This is a genomic window from Croceitalea sp. P059 (assembly GCF_031846365.1).
Classification (GTDB): domain Bacteria; phylum Bacteroidota; class Bacteroidia; order Flavobacteriales; family Flavobacteriaceae; genus Croceitalea; species Croceitalea vernalis.
In genome coordinates this window covers 203870-221428 of sequence record NZ_JAVRHW010000002.1, presented here as the reverse complement: position 1 = coordinate 221428, position 17559 = coordinate 203870, and the positions used below count along the sequence as shown (strand labels likewise).

The following is a 17559-nucleotide window of genomic DNA, read 5'->3' as shown; positions in this document are numbered from 1 at the left end:
TAAGTTATTTATAGTCCGCTAATATAACTTCCGTACATATCTTTAAAACGAACACCGTCTGACATGCGGTATTTGCTTAATTTTTTATGTGCCACAAGTCCCCAAAGCACTAGTTCTTTAATAAAATAACTGTCCTTTTTATCTAAATTAGGATGATGTTCTTTTAATAATTGATTTAATGGGCTAACAGCGTCTAGTTTTCCTTTATACTCTGAATCACTGTCATCATCAAGTAATTCTAGAGCCTCTTTATCAAAGAACCAAGAAACCAACTCATCGTATGGGGTTTCGGCGTCTTTGCGTTCCAACTTATTTATCTTGGGAAAAATGGTAGGAAATATGGTTTTAATAGCATCTTCCATGAGGTTTTCGGCAACAAATGCAGCTCCTTCCTGTTCCCCTTCATAAACCAGTTCTATTTTACCAGTTATAGCTGGTATCACTCCCATAAAATCACCTAATCTTATACTAGTATCTTGCTCCCCTGATTTTAAAATTCGACGTTCCGCAGTACTCAATAAGTTTTCAAAAGCTGTAATACTCATTCGTGCGCTCACTCCACTTTTTGCATCAACATATTCACTATCCCTAGCTTCAAAACTTATTTGCTCTAATAAATCCATCGCTAATTCTGGTACATGCACTAAATCAGATTGTCGTAAATCTAAATTGGCCTCTTGTTTTGTGATGCGTTTCGCTATCTCAATATCCTCAGGGTAATGTGTCAATATTTGAGAACCTATTCTGTCTTTTAAAGGCGTTACAATACTTCCTCTATTTGTGTAATCTTCAGGGTTGGCAGTGAATATAAATTGCAAATCTAATGGCAATCTTAATTTGAAACCTCTAATTTGTATATCACCTTCCTGTAATATATTAAATAACGAAACCTGAATTCGAGCTTGTAAATCAGGTAATTCATTAATGACAAAAATACAACGGTTTGCTCTTGGTATCATACCAAAATGGATTACACGATCATCAGCATAACTTAATTTTAAATTGGCAGCTTTTATTGGATCTACATCTCCTATTAGATCTGCCACCGTTACATCTGGTGTAGCTAATTTTTCATAAAAACGTTCGTTACGATGTAACCAAGAAACTGGCGTGTCCTCACCCTTTTCTTTAATTATTTCAATAGCAAAACGAGACATGGGCGATAAAGGGTCATCGTGAATTTCAGAGCCCTCAACCACTGGTATATATTCATCTAATAAGTTCACCATTAGTCTGGCTAAACGGGTTTTTGCCTGACCTCGTAATCCTAACAAATTAATATTATGACGAGAAAGTATAGCTCTTTCCAATTCTGGAATTACAGAATTCTCATAACCCCACACGCCTTCAAAAACATTCTCGTTAATTTTAATTTTTTCAATTAAGTTGTTTCGTAACTCATCTTTGATACTCTTAGATTCGTAACCTGCAGTTTTTAACTGCCCTAATGTTTTAATCTTTTCTATTTTCATATTTTTTGCTCCAGGCAATTTATCCTTTTAATCTTTTTCTTCTATTATTCTCGTAATCTTCAAATATCATTTCTCCTAATCCTTTAAGACCCGTGTAAAAAGCTTTTCCTTTGTTAGCTTGGGTAAACTCTCTAATAAATTGCATTAAATAAGGATCTTCGGCAATCATAAATGTGGTTATTGGTATATGTAGTTTTCTAGCTTGCGAGGCCATTGCATAACACTTTTCTACAATATACTCGTCTAAACCAACACTGTTTTTGTAATACGTACCATCTGGCATTCGCAAGCAACTTGGTTTACCATCAGTTATCATAAAAATTTGTTTGTTGGTATTTCTTTTCCTACGAAGCATATCCATAGCAAGTTGCAAGCCAGCCACAGTATTAGTGTGATAAGGTCCTACTTTTAAATAAGGTAAATCTTTAATAGGAATGGGCCATGCGTCATTACCAAAAACCAAAATATCTAAGGTGTCTTTTGGGTATCGTGTGGTAATAAGTTCAGCTAAAGCCATTGCCACCTTTTTTGCAGGGGTAATCCGATCTTCACCATAGAGAATCATACTATGGCTAATATCAATCATAAGCACGGTACTCATCTGCGCTTTATATTGCGTGTCTTCAACAACCAAGTCTCCTTCATCCAACATAAAATTACCTATGCCGTGATTAATTTGTGCATTTTTAATGCTTTCAGTCATAGAAATTCTGTCTAAACCATCACCATATCGGTATTCTCTAAACTCACCTGTATGCTCATCGCCTCTACCAGATTTTCCCGTTTTATGATTTCCAGAACCACTACGCTTTATTTTACCAAAAATTTGATTTAAGGCTCGTTGACGAATCATTCGTTCTAATTTCGCCGTAATAGAAATACTGCCTTTACCACCACCTTCATCTCCTTGGTCTCCTTCCTTACCCATTTTACCTCCGCCATCTTCAAACTCCTCTCGTATATAACCCTTGGCCTTTAAATCTTCAATAAAATCTTCAATGGTGTAATCATCAGAAGTTAATTCGTACTCTTTATCCAATTCTCGTAACCAGTCAATAGCTTCATCAAAATCACCTGAAGTATGTGTTATCAGTTCTTGAAAAATTTCAAAAAGCTTATCAAACGGGGATAAATTAGGAGCTTCGTAAGGAGTGAAACGAAAGCCCTTTCTCATATTTATAGCCATTATATAAAATTAACACATTCTGTATTGATGACCTTTTCTTTAAAGAAACCTTAACGGTTTCGTTTAAGTTTGTAATAATGAATCAACATTTATGTTTAGGATTTTACAAGACAAAACCTTTGTGGGTCAATGAACAATTTGGTGTCACTCAATTTGAATTTCCTGACATTAATTTTAATAATTTTCAAGCTTCACCAATTCCAGAACGTCTGCGTCTAGGACACAAAATGGAACATGTTTTTGAACAATTCATCGAGTTTTCCAACGAATGGGAATTACTTGCAAAGAACCTTTTAGTTGATAAGGGAAACTTGAGGGTTGGAGAATTAGATTTTCTAGTTCGCCATGAATTCAGTAAAATCAGCTATCATATTGAATTAGCCTATAAATTTTACATCATTAATCCTGAAATTACAGAACCTATTCACCGCCTAATGGGGCCAAATAGACGAGATATGTTCTACACTAAACTCGACAAACTAAAAAACAAACAATTTCCATTACTCTTTAACGAAGAACTCCATGAAGAGCTTAAAAGTATACAATTGAATCTTGACACAGTTCAACAACAAGCATGTTTTAAGGCACAATTGTTTTCTCTCTACGGTACAAGTTCAACTTCCATAAGACCCTTAAACAAAAATTGTATTGAAGGAAGATGGATCAGGTTTGATGATTTTAGTACTACCGAATTTAATAAGTGGGAATATTATCTTCCTTTTAAGCAAGAATGGGTCATGGCTCCATCTGAAAATCGAGGGTATGTTTCGCATTACAATATATTACTTGATATTAATCTTAGAATGCTCCAAGAGAATGCGCCAATGCTTTGGATAAAAAAATCTGGTGGTATCTTAGAGAAGTTGTTTGTAGTTTGGTGGTAGGGGTTATTAGCTTAATTTTAAATGCTATTTTATATAGTTCTGATTTACAACACATTACCCTAAATCAAATTAATTTAAGAATACGATACACCGAAAAAGAATTGTAAATTTTCAACAGCAAATCGTACCTTCAATAAAAATAGTATGAAAAAACAGATTTTAATAGCACTCTTTATTTTAACGTTAATCAACGAAAGTAAAGGACAAGAAACAACAACAAATAAAACTTTTAATTCATTTGTGGAATGGAATTTTGGTGTAGCCTTAATAGGGGATGATCTTGGTATTGATGGTATTTTTCCAGGCACTTCAGTACTATGGGGAAGAACCTACATTAGTAAAAATGACATTATTTTTGAATATCAAGCAGGTTTTGCTCTACCGTCTCTAGTTACAGGCAAAATAGGAGTTGGTCGAAAATTTAAGAATACCCAAGTAGTTCTTGGGGTTCGACCTTTTCCTTTTAACACTTATTTGCAGTCAAGTTTCACCAATAAGAAAAAAGGATATTGGATTATTTCGTTGGAATATAACCCGCTAGATTCTGGCTCGGACATATCATTCGAATCAAAAGCAATATTAAACTTTGGTTATAGATGGCATATAAACAAAAAGTGACTATAAGCTAATTCACGATGAATAACTGATGAAACTATTTTTTTCTTGTTCTTAACTCCGCTTCAATATCTTTTAAGCTAAATCCTTTAGCTTGAAGTAAAATCAAATAGTGAAATAACAAATCGGCACTCTCATATAAAAATAAATCATCGTTGTCGTCTTTGGCTTCAATTACTGTTTCAACAGCTTCTTCCCCAACTTTCTGAGCTATTTTATTAATCCCTTTTCTGAAAAGAGAAGCCACATAGCTTTCATCATTTGCGATGTTAGATTTTCTCGAAGCTATAATACCTTCTAGTTCTGACAGAAACCCAAAAGAACTCTCATTTGTTTCATTCCAACAAGTATCAGAACCAGTATGACAAGTAGGCCCTTGGGGTTTAACTTTAATTAACAGCGAGTCGTTATCACAATCTACTTTAAAATCTACTAGAATTAAAAAATTACCACTCTCCTCCCCCTTAGTCCATAATCTCTGCTTACTACGACTAAAAAAAGTGACTTTTTTAGTTTCTTGTGTTACCCCAAATGCTTCTTCATTCATATACCCCAACATGAGTACATTTTTTGTAGTAGCATCTTGAATAATTGCCGGAATTAGTCCGTCTTGGTTTTTATTAAAATCTATTTTCATATTCGTACAGGAATACCGTCCCTTTTTAATTGATTCTTCAAATCTCTTATCTCAATTTCTTTAAAATGAAATACACTGGCAGCTAATGCGGCATCTGCCCTTCCATTTATAAAAGTATCAGCAAAATGTTGCATAGTGCCCGCACCACCGGATGCAATTATTGGTATATTTAATTCGTCAGACAAACGGGCCAAAGCTTCGTTAGCAAATCCGTTCTTTGTGCCATCATGATCCATTGATGTAAAAAGTATTTCTCCTGCACCTCTAAGCTCGACTTCCTTTGCCCATTCAAATAAATTCAATTCTGTTGGGACTTTTCCGCCCACCAAATGCACCTTCCAATTTCCTTCAATTTCCTTAGCATCAATTGCCACAACTATGCATTGTGAACCAAATTTTGCTGCCAATTCATTGATTAAATCAGGGCGCTTAACAGCAGAAGAGTTGATGGAAATTTTATCAGCTCCGTTTTTAAGTAAAATATCTACATCTTCAACAGCTGATATTCCTCCGCCCACAGTGAAGGGTATATTTAATTTCTCAGCAACGTTATAAACCATAGCAGCCAAAGTTTTACGTTTTTGTTCGGTTGCTGAAATATCTAGAAATACCAATTCATCAGCCCCCTCTTTAGCATAGCGCTGCGCTAGTTCAACTGGATCACCAGCATCACGTAAATCAACAAAATTCACCCCTTTAACGGTTCTGCCATCTTTAATATCCAAACAGGGAACTATTCTTTTTGTCAACATTTACTATTGGTTTTTAATATTTAAATCCAATCCGTCATAAAAACCAAGTTGTTTATTCTCAAGTTGTTTCACCCAAAAAGCTATTTGTCCAGTATGATAAGAGTAGTGCTCAACTACATGAAGAATGACTCCAATACCAGAAAAATGAAACCCTTGTACTTCTCTTTTCTTTAACCATTGTTCTGACGTAGCATTCTCAATAGTTGCTTTTGCATGTGCGATGGTATCAGAAAGCTTAATAAGTAACTCTTGTTTTGAAAAGCCCGAAGTTGTTTCAAATTCAAAATCTCTATTCCTAACATCTTCTTTTCCACCGAGTGATGAAATTGCATACTGTGTAATATTACCACATAAATGTAAAATCAAATTCCCAATACTATTTGATGAATCATTTGGCCTCAACCAGACTTGTTTTTCATTAATACTTTCAAAAGCTATAGCAATCATACGACTGCTTTCGTCTAATCGGTACATCGTATTCTCAACAAACTCTTTTATTGCTTCATTTTCCATATTCAGGATTCTAAAATGAATTGTTCTAATTGTTTTAAACTAATTCTATTTTCGTAAATAGCTTTACCTATAATTACGCCTTCACAACCTAAGGCATTTAGCTTAGGTAACTCATCAAATTCCGAAATACCACCACTTGCTATTAAATGAATCCCTATTTCTTCAAAATCTTCAACCCCTGCACCAGTAACACTAGTTTTATGAACCTTGGTTGCTTCTAACAGTTTGCTGTACAAATCAAATGAAGGACCTTCTAGCATACCATCTTTGGAAATATCGGTACATATCACGTATTTGATTCCGATTTTTTGATATTCTTGAACAAACGGAATTAATTTTTCGTTGGATTCTTCTTGCCAGCCTGAAACAGCTACTTTTTCATCTAATGCATCAGCCCCTAAAACTATTTTGTCAGTTCCGTAAACATTCAACCACCGCAAAAACGTTGTTCTATCTTTTACAGCAATACTTCCTCCGGTAATTTGTTGAGCACCAGCCTCAAAAGCAATACGCAAGTCATCATCTGATTTTAATCCTCCACCAAAGTCAATTTTTAATTTAGTTCTTGAAGCAATTTGTTCCAAAACTCTATGATTTACAATATGCTTTGATTTAGCACCATCTAAATCAACCAAATGCAAATACTCAATTCCATGGGCTTCAAAAGATTTAGCGACCTCTAACGGGTTTTCGTTATAAATCTTTTTTGTGTCGTAATCTCCTTTAGAAAGACGTACGCATTTACCATCTATAATATCTATTGCTGGTATTATTCTCATTAGCTATAGCTTAAGAAAGTTCATTAAAATTTCAGCTCCATATTCTCCAGATTTTTCTGGATGAAACTGTGTGCCATAAAAATTATTCTTGTGTAAAGCTGCGCTATAGTTCACTCCATAGGTGCTAATAGCACTTGTTTCTGCCGCTAAAGCGGCATAAAAACTATGAACTAAGTACACATAATCTTCTTTCAAATTGTTAAATAGTGGCGATTTTAGTTTTTTAATTTTATTCCAGCCAATTTGAGGGACTTTTACCCCTGAATCAAATTTTATAACGTCTACATCAAAAATTCCAAGACCTTTTGTTTTCCCTTCTTCACTTGAATTGCACATTAATTGCATACCAAGGCAAATACCTAAAACAGGCTGCTTAAGATTTGGAATTAAATCTTTAAGTCCACTTTTATCTAGTTTTTTCATAGCACTGCTCGCCTCACCTACGCCAGGGAATATAACTTTATCGGCTTTTTTTATAGCTCCAATATCATTGCTTAATTCTGCTTCAATCCCAAGGCGTTTAAAAGCAAATTTTATGCTCTGAATATTACCAGCACCATAATCAATTATTACCAAATTCATTTACAACATCCCTTTTGTTGATGGTAAAACCATCTTTTCAACATCACGTTTAACAGCCATTTTAATTGACTTTGCAAAAGCTTTAAAAATTGATTCAATTTTATGGTGTTCGTTTTTTCCTTCAGCTTTAATATTGAGATTAGCTTTTGCACCGTCACTAAATGATTTAAAAAAATGATAAAACATTTCGGTAGGCATATCGCCTACCATTTCGCGTTTAAAATCAGCATCCCAGACTAACCAATTTCTTCCTCCAAAATCAATTGCTACCTGTGCTAAACAATCGTCCATAGGCAGGCAGAACCCATAACGCTCAATACCTAATTTAGTGCCCAATGCCTCATGAAATACTTCTCCTAAAGCAATAGCCGTATCTTCAATGGTATGATGCTCATCCACTTCTAAATCACCATTGACATGTAGTTTCAAATCCATTTGACCATGTCGTGCTATTTGATCTAGCATATGGTCGAAAAATGAGAGCCCTGTTTTGATATCGCTTTCACCTGTTCCATCTAAATTTAATGAAACTCGTATGTCTGTTTCCTTAGTTTTTCTATGGGTTTCTCCAACACGAATTGAAAGTTTTAAAAATTCATAAATGCTTTCCCAGTCATTGGTTTCCAATAAGATATAGTCAGAAAGGTCAGTCTTATCAACTGTTATTTCTTCGGCACCTAAATCAATTTCGTCATGAATAAATATCCCTTTTGCTCCTAAATTCTTAGCCAATTCCATATCAGTCAAACGATCACCAATTACAAACGAATTTACCAGGTCATATCCTTCCGTCAGAAAGTGTTTTACCAATCCAATTTCGGGTTTTCTAGTATTAGCGTTTTCGTGAGGAAAAGTTCTGTCAATTAATACTTCGTCAAAAAACACGCCCTCATTTTCAAAAGATTTCAAAACAAAATTATGAACTGGCCAAAATGTTTCCTCTGGAAATGAAGCTGTTCCTAATCCATCTTGATTGGTTATCATCACCAATTTGAAATCTAGTTCTTTGGCAATTCTTCCCAAAAAAGTAAAGACTTTAGGATAAAACTCTAACTTTTCAAAACTATCTAATTGATAATCTACAGGAGGTTCTTTGGCTAAAGTTCCATCACGATCAATAAACAATACTTTCTGTGCCATTACTTAATTGCTTTAAGTGCATTTATAAGTTTTATATTTTCTTCTGGTGTACCTATAGTAAATCTTAGGGTGTTATCGCATAAGGGTTGTTTACTTCGGTTACGGATAACAATTTCCCTTTCTAGCAATTGATTATAGCGCTTATTAGCATCATCTACTTTAACTAATAGAAAATTTGCTTCACTACTATAAATAGTTTGAATAAAAGGTACTTCTTCCAAAACATTTTGCAGATGCGACCGTTCGTTTAAAATTTCGGCCACCTGATTAGCAACTTCAGCCATATTTAAAACCCCTTTAATAGCCTGATTTTGAGTCAGTATATTAACATTATAAGGAGGTTTTATCTTCTTTAGTAAATTTATTATGGCTTCTGATGCGTAGCACATACCTAATCGAATTCCGGCCATGCCATATGCCTTAGATAATGTTTGTGTAACAACCAAATTAGGGTATTCATTAAGACAGTCAATCCAAGATGTGGTGCTAGCAAAGTCTATATAGGCCTCATCGATAACCACTAAACCTTTAAATTCCCTAAGAAGGATTCTAATTTTGTTCTCATCAATCAAATTACCGGTAGGGTTATTTGGTGAACACAAGAAGAGTAATTTCGTTTTATCATCAACGTTGGAAACGATGGTATCAACATTAGGCTGGAAATCAGAGTTTAAAAACACCTCTCTGTTCTCGATATCATTAATACCCGCTAAAACCTTGTACATTCCGTATGTTGGAGGCAAAGTTATAATGTTATCCGTTTTTGGTTCGCAAAATACCCTGAATAGTAAATCTAAAATTTCATCACTACCATTACCTACTAATATTTGTGATTCTTCAATATTTTTTTGGTTCGCAAAAATTGATTTTAAACTTCGCTGATGTGGGTCTGGGTAACGATTAACACCATTGCTATTTGGATTTTCATTTGCATCTAGAAATACCATTTCAGAACCCTTTGAAACATACTCATCACGAGCTGAAGAGTAAGGTTTTAAACCCTTTATGTTTTCTCTAGTTATATTTTCTAAATTGAAACCCATCTTACTCTTTTAAACTTTTTAATCGTAAGGTTACAGCATTCTTATGTGCTTGTAAACCTTCAGCTTCAGCCATAATCTCAATGGTACTGCCTATTTGTTGAATACCCTCTTTTGTTATTTTTTGAAAAGTCATACTCTTTAAAAAGCTATCTAAATTCACACCACTATATTGTTTTGCATAGCCATTAGTTGGCAAGGTATGATTAGTACCTGAGGCGTAATCGCCTGCGCTTTCAGGAGTAAAGTTTCCAATAAAAACAGATCCCGCATTGAAAGTGTTCTTTAAATAGAATTCTTCATTCTGAACACAAACGATATAATGCTCAGGACCATATTCATTAATTAAATCAATAGCAGTTTTATCATCTTCCACATAAATCAATCTACTATTGGCTATTGCTTTTTCTGCAATCTCTTTTCTGGGCAAGTCAAAGACCTGTTTTACTATTTCTTCTTCAACCTTTAAAATGAGTTCTTTAGAGGTCGACACCAAAATAACCTGACTATCAATACCATGTTCTGCTTGGCTTAACAGATCAGATGCTACAAAGGCCGCATCTGCAGTATCATCAGCAACCACGAGAAGTTCGCTTGGCCCGGCAGGCATATCAATAGCAACACCATATTTAGTAGCTATTTGTTTGGCAACAGTTACGAATTGATTTCCAGGTCCGAATATTTTATAAACCTGTGGAATACTTTCGGTTCCAAAAGTCATTGCTGCAATAGCTTGGATTCCTCCAACTTTAAATATTTTAGTCACACCACATAATTGTGCGGTGTATAAAATTGCAGGATTTAATTTTCCTTCATTATCAGGAGGCGAGCATAGAACAATTTCTTTACAACCTGCAATGTTTGCAGGAACAGCTAACATTAAAATAGTGGAGAATAATGGGGCTGTACCACCAGGAATATAAAGGCCTACCTTTTGAATGGGCCTTTTTTCTTGCCAACAAAGCACACCTGGTTTTGTTTCAGCCTCTACCCTATTTGTTACTTGGGCCTTATGAAAAATTTCAATATTTGATTTAGCTAATTTAATAGCATTTTTTAAATCCTCAGAAACTAAATCTTTGGCTTCTTCTAATTCTGATGTAGTTACAAGAAAATTATCTAGTGATACGCTATCAAATTGTGAAGTGTATTTTCTTAAAATAGAATCACCTTCTTGTTGAACCTCATTAAAAATAGTATTTACTGTGGTCTCAATGGAAGCCACAGTGCTAGTTGGCCTTTTTAGGATTTTATTCCAATCCTTCTTATCTGGGCTGAAAATCTTTTTCATTACAACACCATTTTTTCAATTGGACAGACTAAAATACCTTCAGCCCCTGCGGACTTCAATTCATCAATTACTTCCCAAAAAGTATCTTTATTAATAACCGTATGAACCGAGCTCCAACCGGCTTCTGCGAGAGGCAATACCGTAGGGCTTCTCATACCAGGCAAAAGTTGTAAAATAGCGTCTAAACTATCATTTGGAGCGTTTAACAATACGTATTTCGACTGTCGTGCACGCAATACAGATTGAATTCTGAATTGGAGTTTTGATAAGAGAGATTTTCTGTCTTCACTAATTTGAGGTGAAACTGCTAATACTGCTTCACTTTTAAGCATTACTTCTACTTCTTTTAAACCATTTTTAAAAAGTGTACTACCACTAGAGACAATATCACAAATACCATCAGCCAATCCAATGTTAGGGGCAATTTCAACAGAACCATTAATAATATGCAAATCGGCATTAACTCCCTTTTGCTGTAAGTATTTTTTAACTGTATTTGGGTAAGAGGTTGCAATACGCTTACCTTCAAAGTCATCTACCGAGTTGTAGTTAACCGCCTTAGGAATAGCCAATGATACTTTACATTTAGAGAAATTTAGTCGCTCTACAATAGTAATACCCTCTCCCTTTTCAATCAGCACATTCTCACCAATTATGGCAATATCTACAACCCCATCTCTTAGGTATTGCGGTATATCACCATTTCGCAAATAAAACACCTCTAATGGAAAATTACGAGCTATAGCCTTTAATTGGTCTTTCCCATTATCAATCGAAATCCCAGCTTCCTTTAAAATTTTAAGTGAATCTTCATTTAGTCTTCCACTTTTTTGAATAGCAATTCTAATCTTAGTCATTTTTAAATTTTAATGTCCAAACAATCAAAAAGGATAAAAAACAAAACCCGTTTGATTGCTCAAACGGGTTTTTCTTATTTCGAAATACACAAAATATCCTTACCTCGCCTGAGCGTGAATATGGATATGATGATGTGTATTTAAATTTCTCATTACGGGGTAAAATTATAACTTAATTTCTTTACAAAAAAGCGAATTTTAGTTATTTCCTAAAATTAATGGAAGTCCTGAATCTCCTGAACCAACCACAATAACTTTAGAGTTTGGTGATTTTGAAAGCTCTAATGTGGCATCTATGCCTTTATCCTGTAGAATTTTATCAGTTAGAGAAGCGCTTAAAATACGGTTCGCATCTGCTTTACCTTGAGCTTCTATTGTTACTTTTTCTGCTTCTTTTTTTGCAGTGACTAAACGAAATTCATATTCTAAAGATTCTTGTTCTTGTCTTAACTTTCTTTCGATTGCTTCCTTAATAGTATTTGGAAGTGTTACATCGCGCACAAGTACTTCATTTAATTGTACATTTTGCTTATCTAAAATCTTTTTAGTTTCAGCAAAAATCTCATCTTGAATTGCATCTCTTTTACTTGAATACAATTGCTCTGGAGTATAACGCCCAACAACACTACGAGCAGCACTGCGTATTGCAGGTTTAATAACTCTATCCAAATAATTTTCACCTAGATTCTGATGTAAATTACCTAGTTCATTTGAGACTGGCTGATACCAAGCTGAGGCATCAATTTGAATTTCAAGACCGTTTGAAGAAAGTACTTTCATTTTTTCAAAAAGCTCCTGCTGTCTTACTTCGTAAACGTAGACCTTGTTCCAAGGAGCAACTAAATGAAACCCTTCACCTAAAGGCGGTTGATCAGTAACAACACCTCCGCCGAAGGTTCTATATAAAACCCCTGCCTCTCCGGAACCAATTGTGACGGCCGATTTTGAAATTAATATTATCACTAAAATAACAGCGAAAACTACTGGTAATGCAATTTTTGGTAATCTATCCATTTGTTCAATTTTTATAAAAGTCCATTATATTTTCTAATAAACCATTCCGCGGCTAAGGTAATAGCAATAATTGCTAACAACCAGCGAAAATCTATTAAAGATACTACATTTTTAGTGCTTTTTTGTGTTGGGGTAAATTGTGCCTTAGACAACAAAGTTTCAATAAGTTTATCAGTTTCTTCCGGATAAAAGGTTTGTCCATTATTACTTTGAGCTAAGCGCTTTAATTTATCAACATTAGAAGACGAAAATTGGCTTTCTAAATCAAAATCTAGAATAGTAAATCGCCCTTCTTTTGAAATATTTTCTTCATTTACTGTCACAACAAAACTATACACTCCTGCCTCTAAATCGTTTAAATCAGCTTCATACTCACCAGATTTGAGCAACAAGGGTCTTTCAAAATTCTCTGAACTATTTGATTTACTAAGCTTTAACTCAAGACTTGCACCGGAATCAAAATAATAGGTCTCATCAAAATACTTAGCTTTTAGAACAGTAGTTGCAATACCATCGTAAATTCTTTCATAATCCAACTCTAGTCTACTCTTTTGTTTAGAATCAGATAAATAAAACATAAGCTTACCAATAAAATTATCGAAAGCATCAAAATTAGAATTAGCCCTGTACGATTGAACTCGCCATTTCCAGAGACCTTCACCGAAAAGAATAGCCTCCTTGGCTTTGTCATCATTTATTACAAGAAACAAAGGCTGGTTTAACACAACTCCCTTTATTTTTTGAAAACTAATGGCTTCATAGGTTTTAGCTAGCGTAATTTCTCCTAATGTTGATTTTAAAGGAGGATAATCATCAAAGGATATACTACCAAGGTCAAATAAACCAAAAGCTTCATTTTTAGAAGGAACAATATCTTCGTTCTGATTGAATATTTCTTTTGAAAAACTATTTTGAACATTATTCAGAAACTGCCAGTCAGTCTTTGGTCCGGTAATGGTAAAAATACTTCCACCTTTCCTTTTAATAAAATCATATACCGATTGAAAATTTCTATTCGGCTGATATAATATAAATAAATCGGTGTCATCTAAGTCTATTTCCGAAATCTTTGGTTCAACAATAGTGACAGCCCTTTGTTCATTAACCTCAATTGCCTTTTTTAAGACTCCCATATCTGGGTGCTTTATTGATGAAATAATAGCGATGTTTGTTTTTTCATCAATAACTTCAACTACCAAATTCTTGAAATTGTTAGCAGTGTTTTTTTCGTTTTCAAGGGATTCAATTTGAACTCGAAGATTTTTAACTCCTACTTTTTTAGCATCAATTAGAGTTCGTAGGGTGATATTATTATTGGTAGCATCGAATGATACTGTATTACGATAAACTTCTTGATTATTGACTAAAATCTTAGCCTTAGTCTGAATGGCTTTTTTTCCTTCATAACTAATATTCATTTCAATGGGATACTTATTACCTAAAAAGGCATAATTATTATAGTTTATTTGCCCTATTCGAATATCTTCATAAGCTGTGGTATCACCCAGTACAATTGGGTAAATATTAAGTTGATTTTTTAAGTTTTGAAATTCATAATCGGAACCTAGAGTCTGATTACCATCCGTTAATAGGATTAAGGCCCTATCATTTTGATCACTAACTTCATTTAAGGTTGAAAGTGCTTTAGCAATATTGGTTACGGGCTCTTTAAAAGTAAGACTATCTATTTCATTCAATTTTTCACCAAAGGAATAAGCAAAAACATTAAATCGTTCTAAAATTGATTTATTTTCTATGATATTATTTAAACTACTTTCGACTATTGGTCCAGCATTAAAAGAATTTATTGATGTAGAATTATCAATAGCTATAATTAAATCCGCTTTTTCAATATAAAAACTGTTTTTTACAAATTTTGGGTTAATTAGAAGCACTAGTAAGGCAAAAACCATCAAAAATCGCAAAAAACCTAGAAGCAGATTTGTTGAATTTCTTTTCTTTTTAAAAAAGTATTGAAACCACGCAAATACTAAAGAAACTAAGGCCGCTAAAAAGAGAAATACTACCGTCGTTATTTGCATGAAAAAATCATTTGACTTGTTGTAATGTTATGTCAGCATCCCGCCATCAACATTTAAAACTTGACCTGTTATGTATGCAGATAAATCAGAAGCTAAAAACAAACAAGCATTAGCGACATCCTCAGGGCTACCTCCGCGTTTTAATGGAATACCATCACGCCATCCTTGCACAGTTTTTTCATCTAGTTTATCCGTCATTTCTGTTTCAATAAAACCTGGGGCAATAGCATTACATCTAATGTTTCTTGAACCTAGTTCCAATGCTACTGATTTAGTGAAACCTATCATTCCTGCTTTTGAAGCTGCATAATTGGTTTGACCAGCATTACCCTTAACACCAACAACGCTACTCATATTTATAATAGAACCTTTGCGTTGTTTAAGAAAAGTACGTTGCACAGCTTTAGTCATATTAAAAACAGACTTTAGATTAATTTCGATTACAGAATCAAAGTCATCCTCACCCATTCTCATTAATAGATTATCTTTTGTAATACCTGCATTATTAATTAAAACATCTATTCCTTCAAAATCTTCAAGAACAACCTTTACAAGTTCTTCGGCTGCTTCAAAACTTGCAGCGTTACTTTTATAAGCCTTTGCTTTTACCCCTAAAGCAGTAAGTTCTTTTTCTAATGCTAGTGCTGGCCCTTCACTTGAACTATAAGTGAATGCTACATTGGCACCATTTTGTGCAAAAACTTTAGCTATTCCCATTCCTATTCCTCGGCTTGCGCCAGTAATAATCACGTTCTTATCTTGTAATAAATTCATAATGAAAATTTGTTGGTGGTTATCCAAATATAAGTGTTGCTATTTTTTAAAGACATAAAAAATCCCGAAAAATTCGGGATTTATAATAGTTTTAACGGAATCTTATGCCATCATTTCTTTGACTTTCAAGCCAATCTCAGCTGGTGAATCTACAACATGGATTCCACATTCTGACATTATTCTTTTCTTAGCTTGAGCAGTATCATCACTTCCTCCGACAATAGCTCCAGCATGACCCATAGTTCTTCCGGCAGGTGCAGTTTCTCCAGCAATAAAACCAACAATTGGCTTTTTGCTTCCACTCTCTTTATACCAATTTGCTGCATCAGCTTCTAATTGACCGCCGATTTCCCCAATCATTACAACACATTCGGTATCTGGGTCATTTATAAGCATTTCAACTGCTTGTTTGGTTGTGGTTCCAATAATTGGATCTCCACCAATACCAATTGCAGTTGTAATACCTAATCCTTGTCGGACTACTTGGTCAGCTGCTTCATAGGTTAATGTTCCTGATTTTGAAACGATACCAACATTTCCTTGTTTAAATACAAAACCAGGCATGATTCCTACTTTAGCCTCACCAGGAGTAATTACTCCAGGACAATTAGGGCCCACAAGAGTACAATTCATATTTTTTATATAGTTATTCGCCTTTACCATATCGGCAACAGGAATACCCTCAGTAATTGTTATGATAACTTTTATTCCTGCGTTAGCTGACTCCATAATAGCATCTGCGGCAAAAGCAGGCGGAACAAAAATAATTGAGGTATCAGCTCCGACTTTTTCAACAGCTTCTGCAACTGTATTAAAAACTGGCCTATCAAGATGTTGTTGACCGCCTTTACCAGGTGTTACACCACCAACGATATTGGTACCGTACTCAATCATTTGTTCGGCGTGAAAAGTACCTTCACTACCCGTAAACCCTTGAACTATTATTTTAGAATCTTTATTTACTAAAACACTCATAATTATCTCTTTATTAACGCTTGCAAAAATAGCAGTTTGAGTTTCAATTGTAAAACAAACTACCGTCTATTTCTTTTCTAATTTTTTTAAAATGGATGGCATATTCTTAATTGTTGCTAACTCCCGCATTTTATGACGGGCCTCAACCGCAGGACTACCAAAATATGTCTTACCACCTTCAAGTGAATTCGCCACTCCTGATTGTGCATAAACCACAGCCCCTTTACCAATAGTAATACCACTTATTACACCCACTTGACCCCATAAAGTAACCTCATCTTCTACCACTACACAACCAGCGATACCTGTATGAGAAGCAATTAAGCATTTTTTTCCTAAAACAGTGTCATGGCCAATTTGAATTTGATTATCAAGTTTTGTGCCCTCGCCAATGGTTGTATCACCAGTCACTCCTCTATCAATTGTGCAACTTGCACCGATATCAACACTATCTTCAATAACTACTCTACCACCTGAAATCAACTTATCATATCCTTCTGGACGCTTCTTATAATAAAAAGCATCAGCACCTAAAATAGTACCTGCATGAATAACTACATTATTACCAATTACACAATCATCGTATATTGAAACGTTGGCATGTATAACACAGTTATCACCAATTACGACATTGTTTCCAATAAAAGCGTTGGGTTGAATTATTGTCCCATTACCAATTTTTGCTGTTGGAGAAATTGACGAACCTGAACCACTAAAGGGCTTGAAATGTTTTGTGAGCTTGTTAAAATCTCTGAAAGGGTCATCGGAAATTAAAAGAGCTTTACCATCAGGGCAATCCACTTCTTTATTAATTAGAACTATAGTGGCAGCTGAATTTAATGCTTTATCATAGTACTTGGGATGGTCTACGAATACAATATCACCAGGTTCAACCATATGAATTTCATTCATACCAAAAACCGGAAAGTCAGATTCCCCCACTAACTTGGCAGAGATTAAATCGGCAATTTCTTTTAATGCATAGGTTTTAGGAAACTTCATTGAG

18 protein-coding genes are annotated in these 17559 nt (G+C 34.5%); 2 read left to right on the top strand and 16 right to left on the bottom strand.

Annotated elements, in window-relative coordinates; genetic code table 11:
• Positions 1–8: 8 nt before the first annotated feature.
• Together RM542_RS07375 and RM542_RS07370 are read right to left on the bottom strand one after the other, a co-directional pair.
• Positions 9–1472 carry an AAA family ATPase gene (locus RM542_RS07375; RefSeq protein WP_311385094.1) on the bottom strand — a complete coding sequence of 488 codons (1464 nt, stop codon included), beginning with the start codon at positions 1470–1472 and terminating at the stop codon, positions 9–11.
• A 19-nt stretch (positions 1473–1491) separates the two neighbouring features.
• Positions 1492–2658, bottom strand: a complete 1167-nt coding sequence (locus RM542_RS07370; RefSeq protein ID WP_311385093.1) for a VWA domain-containing protein — start codon at positions 2656–2658, stop codon at positions 1492–1494.
• 77 nt (positions 2659–2735) lie between these two features.
• Between RM542_RS07370 and RM542_RS07365 the strand changes: the two genes are divergently transcribed.
• Both RM542_RS07365 and RM542_RS07360 read left to right on the top strand, forming a co-directional pair.
• The gene (locus tag RM542_RS07365; protein ID WP_311385092.1) at positions 2736–3542 is read left to right on the top strand and encodes a DUF1853 family protein; all 807 of its coding nucleotides are present in this window, start codon (positions 2736–2738) and stop codon (positions 3540–3542) included.
• Between the two features lie 144 nt (positions 3543–3686).
• Entirely contained in the window at positions 3687–4160 is a 474-nt protein-coding gene (locus RM542_RS07360) for a hypothetical protein (RefSeq protein WP_311385091.1), read from the top strand.
• Positions 4161–4194: 34 nt separating this feature from the next.
• On the opposite strand, the gene hisIE is transcribed toward RM542_RS07360, so the two are convergent.
• The 14 genes from hisIE to RM542_RS07290 all read right to left on the bottom strand — a co-directional run bounded on the left by hisIE (position 4195) and on the right by RM542_RS07290 (position 17555).
• Positions 4195–4794 (bottom strand): bifunctional phosphoribosyl-AMP cyclohydrolase/phosphoribosyl-ATP diphosphatase HisIE, encoded by a 600-nt coding sequence (gene hisIE / locus RM542_RS07355; RefSeq protein WP_311385090.1) that lies wholly within the window; start codon positions 4792–4794, stop codon positions 4195–4197.
• Entirely contained in the window at positions 4791–5546 is a 756-nt protein-coding gene (gene hisF / locus RM542_RS07350) for an imidazole glycerol phosphate synthase subunit HisF (RefSeq protein ID WP_311385089.1), read from the bottom strand. The genes hisIE and hisF overlap by 4 nt, the downstream gene beginning before the upstream one ends.
• 3 nt (positions 5547–5549) lie before the next feature.
• Complete coding sequence (locus tag RM542_RS07345) at positions 5550–6059, bottom strand: DinB family protein (protein WP_311385088.1); 510 nt, start codon at positions 6057–6059, stop codon at positions 5550–5552.
• A 2-nt stretch (positions 6060–6061) separates the two neighbouring features.
• Positions 6062–6838 (bottom strand): 1-(5-phosphoribosyl)-5-[(5-phosphoribosylamino)methylideneamino] imidazole-4-carboxamide isomerase, encoded by a 777-nt coding sequence (locus RM542_RS07340; protein WP_311385087.1) that lies wholly within the window; start codon positions 6836–6838, stop codon positions 6062–6064.
• A gap of 3 nt (positions 6839–6841) precedes the next feature.
• Positions 6842–7420, bottom strand: coding sequence for an imidazole glycerol phosphate synthase subunit HisH (hisH, locus tag RM542_RS07335; protein ID WP_311385086.1), 579 nt, complete (start codon positions 7418–7420; stop codon positions 6842–6844).
• On the bottom strand, positions 7421–8560 hold the full coding sequence (hisB, locus tag RM542_RS07330; RefSeq protein WP_311385085.1) for a bifunctional histidinol-phosphatase/imidazoleglycerol-phosphate dehydratase HisB: 1140 nt from the start codon (positions 8558–8560) through the stop codon (positions 7421–7423).
• A complete protein-coding gene (gene hisC / locus RM542_RS07325; protein WP_311385084.1) occupies positions 8560–9603 on the bottom strand; it encodes a histidinol-phosphate transaminase in 1044 nt (347 codons plus the stop codon). The genes hisB and hisC overlap by 1 nt, the downstream gene beginning before the upstream one ends.
• A gap of 1 nt (position 9604) precedes the next feature.
• Complete coding sequence (gene hisD / locus RM542_RS07320; RefSeq protein ID WP_311385083.1) at positions 9605–10891, bottom strand: histidinol dehydrogenase; 1287 nt, start codon at positions 10889–10891, stop codon at positions 9605–9607.
• A complete protein-coding gene (gene hisG / locus RM542_RS07315; protein WP_311385082.1) occupies positions 10891–11748 on the bottom strand; it encodes an ATP phosphoribosyltransferase in 858 nt (285 codons plus the stop codon). Before hisG ends, hisD begins: the two co-directional genes overlap by 1 nt.
• Positions 11749–11946: 198 nt before the next feature.
• On the bottom strand, positions 11947–12762 hold the full coding sequence (locus RM542_RS07310; RefSeq protein WP_311385081.1) for a prohibitin family protein: 816 nt from the start codon (positions 12760–12762) through the stop codon (positions 11947–11949).
• A gap of 11 nt (positions 12763–12773) precedes the next feature.
• Complete coding sequence (locus RM542_RS07305; protein ID WP_311385080.1) at positions 12774–14804, bottom strand: VWA domain-containing protein; 2031 nt, start codon at positions 14802–14804, stop codon at positions 12774–12776.
• Positions 14805–14831: 27 nt separating this feature from the next.
• The gene (gene fabG / locus RM542_RS07300; RefSeq protein ID WP_311385079.1) at positions 14832–15578 is read right to left on the bottom strand and encodes a 3-oxoacyl-[acyl-carrier-protein] reductase; all 747 of its coding nucleotides are present in this window, start codon (positions 15576–15578) and stop codon (positions 14832–14834) included.
• 102 nt (positions 15579–15680) lie between these two features.
• Positions 15681–16553, bottom strand: a complete 873-nt coding sequence (gene sucD / locus RM542_RS07295) for a succinate--CoA ligase subunit alpha (RefSeq protein WP_311385078.1) — start codon at positions 16551–16553, stop codon at positions 15681–15683.
• 66 nt (positions 16554–16619) lie between these two features.
• Entirely contained in the window at positions 16620–17555 is a 936-nt protein-coding gene (locus tag RM542_RS07290) for a UDP-3-O-(3-hydroxymyristoyl)glucosamine N-acyltransferase (RefSeq protein ID WP_311385077.1), read from the bottom strand.
• Positions 17556–17559: the final 4 nt, after the last annotated feature.

Bases quoted from the DNA above. Each gene is read 5' to 3' on its own strand.
- RM542_RS07375 (WP_311385094.1), bottom strand. From the start codon at position 1,472: ATGAAAATAGAAAAGATTAAAACATTAGGGCAGTTAAAAACTGCAGGT.
- RM542_RS07370 (WP_311385093.1), bottom strand. From the start codon at position 2,658: ATGGCTATAAATATGAGAAAGGGCTTTCGTTTCACTCCTTACGAAGCT.
- RM542_RS07365 (WP_311385092.1), top strand. From the start codon at position 2,736: ATGAATCAACATTTATGTTTAGGATTTTACAAGACAAAACCTTTGTGG.
- RM542_RS07360 (WP_311385091.1), top strand. From the start codon at position 3,687: ATGAAAAAACAGATTTTAATAGCACTCTTTATTTTAACGTTAATCAAC.
- hisIE (WP_311385090.1), bottom strand. From the start codon at position 4,794: ATGAAAATAGATTTTAATAAAAACCAAGACGGACTAATTCCGGCAATT.
- hisF (WP_311385089.1), bottom strand. From the start codon at position 5,546: ATGTTGACAAAAAGAATAGTTCCCTGTTTGGATATTAAAGATGGCAGA.
- RM542_RS07345 (WP_311385088.1), bottom strand. From the start codon at position 6,059: ATGGAAAATGAAGCAATAAAAGAGTTTGTTGAGAATACGATGTACCGA.
- RM542_RS07340 (WP_311385087.1), bottom strand. From the start codon at position 6,838: ATGAGAATAATACCAGCAATAGATATTATAGATGGTAAATGCGTACGT.
- hisH (WP_311385086.1), bottom strand. From the start codon at position 7,420: ATGAATTTGGTAATAATTGATTATGGTGCTGGTAATATTCAGAGCATA.
- hisB (WP_311385085.1), bottom strand. From the start codon at position 8,560: ATGGCACAGAAAGTATTGTTTATTGATCGTGATGGAACTTTAGCCAAA.
- hisC (WP_311385084.1), bottom strand. From the start codon at position 9,603: ATGGGTTTCAATTTAGAAAATATAACTAGAGAAAACATAAAGGGTTTA.
- hisD (WP_311385083.1), bottom strand. From the start codon at position 10,891: ATGAAAAAGATTTTCAGCCCAGATAAGAAGGATTGGAATAAAATCCTA.
- hisG (WP_311385082.1), bottom strand. From the start codon at position 11,748: ATGACTAAGATTAGAATTGCTATTCAAAAAAGTGGAAGACTAAATGAA.
- RM542_RS07310 (WP_311385081.1), bottom strand. From the start codon at position 12,762: ATGGATAGATTACCAAAAATTGCATTACCAGTAGTTTTCGCTGTTATT.
- RM542_RS07305 (WP_311385080.1), bottom strand. From the start codon at position 14,804: ATGCAAATAACGACGGTAGTATTTCTCTTTTTAGCGGCCTTAGTTTCT.
- fabG (WP_311385079.1), bottom strand. From the start codon at position 15,578: ATGAATTTATTACAAGATAAGAACGTGATTATTACTGGCGCAAGCCGA.
- sucD (WP_311385078.1), bottom strand. From the start codon at position 16,553: ATGAGTGTTTTAGTAAATAAAGATTCTAAAATAATAGTTCAAGGGTTT.
- RM542_RS07290 (WP_311385077.1), bottom strand. From the start codon at position 17,555: ATGAAGTTTCCTAAAACCTATGCATTAAAAGAAATTGCCGATTTAATC.